General features: G+C 73.1%; 4 protein-coding genes. 3 read left to right on the top strand and 1 reads right to left on the bottom strand.

Features of this window, described 5'->3' with window-relative positions:
- Positions 1 to 669, top strand: a 669-nt coding sequence (locus ACTS11_RS14850; protein ID WP_442641080.1) for an extensin-like domain-containing protein, incomplete at its 5' end; no start/stop codon positions are given.
- A gap of 71 nt (positions 670 to 740) precedes the next feature.
- Here the strand turns inward: ACTS11_RS14850 and ACTS11_RS14845 are convergent.
- A complete protein-coding gene (locus tag ACTS11_RS14845) occupies positions 741 to 1,760 on the bottom strand; it encodes a DUF2125 domain-containing protein (RefSeq protein ID WP_442641079.1) in 1,020 nt (339 codons plus the stop codon).
- A 66-nt stretch (positions 1,761 to 1,826) separates the two neighbouring features.
- On the opposite strand from ACTS11_RS14845, the gene ACTS11_RS14840 reads away from it, so the two are divergent.
- Both ACTS11_RS14840 and ACTS11_RS14835 read left to right on the top strand, forming a co-directional pair.
- A complete protein-coding gene (locus ACTS11_RS14840) occupies positions 1,827 to 2,384 on the top strand; it encodes a gamma-glutamylcyclotransferase (protein WP_442641081.1) in 558 nt (185 codons plus the stop codon).
- Positions 2,385 to 2,486: 102 nt separating this feature from the next.
- Positions 2,487 to 3,758: hypothetical protein (locus tag ACTS11_RS14835; RefSeq protein WP_442641078.1), on the top strand; the 1,272-nt coding region annotated here is incomplete at its 3' end.

Below are 3,758 nucleotides of genomic sequence, written 5' to 3'. Positions count from 1 at the left end.
CGGCCCGCCGCCATCGCGCGGATCGCGTCCGGCGGGGCGGCGGCGGTTTCCCCGCGTCCCGCGGCGCGTCCCGAGCGGCTCGAGCAGGAGACCCGGGCCGCCGCCGCCCGCCTGACGCCCGGACGGGTCGCCCAGCCCGGCGTGCGCGGCACGCTCTGCGGTCTGCCCGGCCTCGTGGGCGACCGGCTCGAGCCGATCACGGGCCGCGTCTCGGGTTGCGGCATCGCCGAGCCCGTGCGTCTGCGCGAGGTGGACGGCATCCCGCTGACCACGCCCGCCACGATCAACTGCGACACCGCCCGCGCGCTCCAGACCTGGGTGCGGCAGGGGCTGGTGCCGGCGGTGGGCCGCACCGGCGGGGGCGTCGCCAATCTGCGCGTCGTCGCCTCCTACGCCTGCCGGGCGCGGAATTCGCAGACCGGGGCGCGGCTCAGCGAGCACGCGCGCGGCAACGCCATCGACATCGCCGGGATCGGCCTCGCCGACGGGTCGGAACTGACGGTGCTGACCGACTGGCGGAACGGGCAGGAGGGCCGCATCCTGCGACAGCTCCACCAGGCGGCCTGCGGGCCCTTCGGCACGGTGCTCGGGCCGAACTCGGACCGCTTCCACCAGGACCATTTCCACTTCGACGTGGCGTCCCATCGCTCGGGCAGCTACTGCCGCTGAGCCAGCGAGGGGCGGGGAGCCGAACGCCAGCCGCGCCGCGTCCGGCGAAACGGGTGCCGACCGCCGACGCGCTAGCGCAGGACGAGGCGCGGCGCGGGGCCGAGGGGCAGGGGGCCGAGGAACACGCGCCCGTCCGAGAAGCCGAGCGTCGCGTCGATCACCTCCGGGTCGCCGGAGAGGCCCGCGACCACGCCCAGAAGCCCCTCGACCGTGCCGCGCATCCGCTCGGGGATCACGCCGCCGTTCACGGCAAGCTCCACCATGTCGCGCCAGTTCTCGGCGCGCACGGCGATCTCGCCCTCGGGCACGCCGGTGTCGGAGACCTCGATCTCCCCCGCCGCGCGGAGGAGGAGGCCGCCCCAGACCGCCTGCAATTCGCCGAGGTCGATGCGGACGGGCTGGGGCCGCCGCTCCTCGATGGCGCGGAGGTCCCAGGGCCGGTCGAAGTCCATCACCGCCTCGTAGCCGAGGACCGAGACCGTCTCGGGCAGGACGCCGGCGGGGTCGAGCTGCGCCCGCGCGCGGGCGGGCGGCGCGAGGTCCCGCGCCGCGAAGGACACGGCATAGGAGGCATCCGTCCCCTCCCGCCGCGCCATGGTGAGGTGCCCCTGCCCGAGCGCCATGCGCCAGCCCGCGCTGCTCTCGACCGAAACCTCCTCGAGCTGCGTGTCCGAGAGGTCGAGCGCGTAGTGGGCCGCAGGCTGCAGCTCGAGGTCCGAGGTCATCGCGGCGGAGGAGACGGTCAGCCGCTCGTAGGGCGAGGCGAGGCGCTGTTCGGCGGGCCAGACGGCGCGGAGCTCGCCGGGGCGGAAGACCGGCTGCACGAGGTCGAGGCGCGGCAGGGTCCAGACCCAGCCGGTGTCGGGATCGGCCAGTTCCAGCCCTTCGAGAACCGTTCGGAACTCGGCGGGGAAGCCGGTGACGTCGAGCGCCTCGTAGTTGACGAACCAGCCTTCCCCGGCGCGCGCGTCGAGCCAGTCCGCCACCACACGCTGCGTCCCCTGCGCCCAGAGGAACCAGCCGAGCGCGCCGAGGAGCGCCGCAAAGGCCAGTCCACCCAAGACACGTCCGCCGAAGACACGTCCGATCACCGGGCACCCCGTTCCGTTTCCCGTTCCGGGCCGGTATAGCCGGGCCGGACGGCAAGGACCATGACGATGACGGATGACGGCGGGGACCTCTGGGTCTTCGGATACGGCTCGCTTCTGTGGAACCCCGGCTTCCCGGTGGCCGAGGCGCGCGTCGCGCGGCTCCACGGCTGGCACCGCAGCTTCTGCATGTCCTCGATCCACCATCGCGGCACGCCCGAGCGTCCGGGCCTCGTCCTCGCGCTCGACGCCGCCGACGGCGCGCATTGCGACGGCCTCGCCTTCCGGGTTGAGGGCAAGTACGCGCCCGAGACGCTGGACTACCTGCGCGAGCGCGAGCTCATCTCCTCCGCCTATCTCGAGACGCGGACCGAAGTGGTCTTCCGCGACTGCGGCACGTGGCAGGGACAGGTCCTGACCTACGTGATCGACCCGACGCACGAGCAGTATCGCGGCGACCTCGACCTCGAGAGCCAGGCGCGGATCATCGCGGCGGCCACCGGCGGGCGGGGGCCGAACGACGAATACCTCTACAACACCGCGTCCCATCTGGCCGAACTGGGCCTCGCCGACGCCGATCTCGACTGGCTGGTGGCGCGCGTGCAGGCGCTGACCGCGGCCGCGTGACGCCGCACACGCAAACGCGACGCCGCGCTGCCGAGACGGCCATTGGCTTCGCCGTTCGCCGCCTGTAGGCTGCGCCCGTCTGGAACGAGACCGAGTGGGGCCGTGGCGAGCAGGACCGAGGGCACGGACATCGTGCGCATCACCCGACCGACGCGTCAGATCGTTCTGATGCTCATCATTCTCGGCTGCGTGCTCGCGGGCGCCGTGCTGGTCTGGCCCATGGTCCAGCCGGTGTTCATGTCGAACCCCTACCTCAACGGCACCATCGGCATCGTCTTCGTCGTCGGCGTCTTCGCCTGCTTCTGGCAGGTGATCCAGCTCTTCTCCTCGGTGGCCTGGATCGAGCAGGCGGCCACGACCGGCAGCCAGGACGTGCTGGAGCGTCCGCCGCGCCTGCTTGCGGCGGCCACCGCCATCGGCCGGGTGCGCGGCGGGCGGATGCAGCTCACGCAGCCCTCGGCGCGGTCGGTGCTCGATTCCGTCGGCGCGCGGATGGAGGAAAGCCGCGACATCACGCGCTATATCGCCAACCTCCTGATCTTCCTCGGGCTTCTGGGCACCTTCTTCGGCCTCGCGACGACCGTTCCCGCCGTGGTCGAGACGATCCGCTCGCTCCAGCCGACCGAGGGCGAGGAGGGGCTCGCCGTCTTCGGGCGGCTCATGGACGGGCTCGAGGACCAGCTCGGCGGCATGGGCACCGCCTTCGCCTCCTCGCTCCTCGGCCTCGCCGGGTCGCTGATCGTGGGGTTGCTCGAGCTCTTCGCCGGGCACGGGCAGAACCGCTTCTACCGCGAGATGGAGGAGTGGCTCGCCTCGATCACCCGCGTCAGCCTGTCGTCGGGCGAGGGCGAGGGCGGCGTCGACCGGAGTGCGATCGGCACCGTTCTCGACCACATGGTCGACCAGATCGAGACGCTCCAGAGCCTCTATTCCCAGTCCGAGGCCCGCCGCGCCGAGACCGACGCGCGCCTCCAGGAACTGGTGCAGGCGGTGGGCGGGCTGACCGACCGGATGGGCTTCGGCCAGGTCGAGGCGGTCGAGAAGCTGACCGCCGCGCAGGAACGCCTCGCGCAGGCCGTCGAGGACGGCCATGCCAGCGGCGGCCTCGACGAGGAGAGCCGGATGCGCCTGCGCTCGATCGACGTGCAGCTCTACAAGATCGCCGAGGGGCTCGGCGCCCTGTCGGGCGGCGCGACGGCCCCGAGCGACGAGGGCGTGAGCGTCAACGAGGCGCTGCGCGCCGACATCAACCACCTGACCGACGCGCTGCGCGCCCTGACCCGCGCCGCCGAGGCGCCCGTCCAGCGCCGCGCCGCGATGGCCAACCAGGGCGTCCGCCCGCCGCCGTCCCCGCGCAGCCGGGACGTCGGGGAG

It is taken from the genome of Roseicyclus sp. (assembly GCF_052168335.1).
Taxonomy (GTDB): Bacteria; Pseudomonadota; Alphaproteobacteria; order Rhodobacterales; family Rhodobacteraceae; genus Roseibacterium.
The sequence above is the reverse complement of the archived record's forward strand: the minus strand, read 5'-3'. Positions and strand labels throughout refer to the sequence as shown.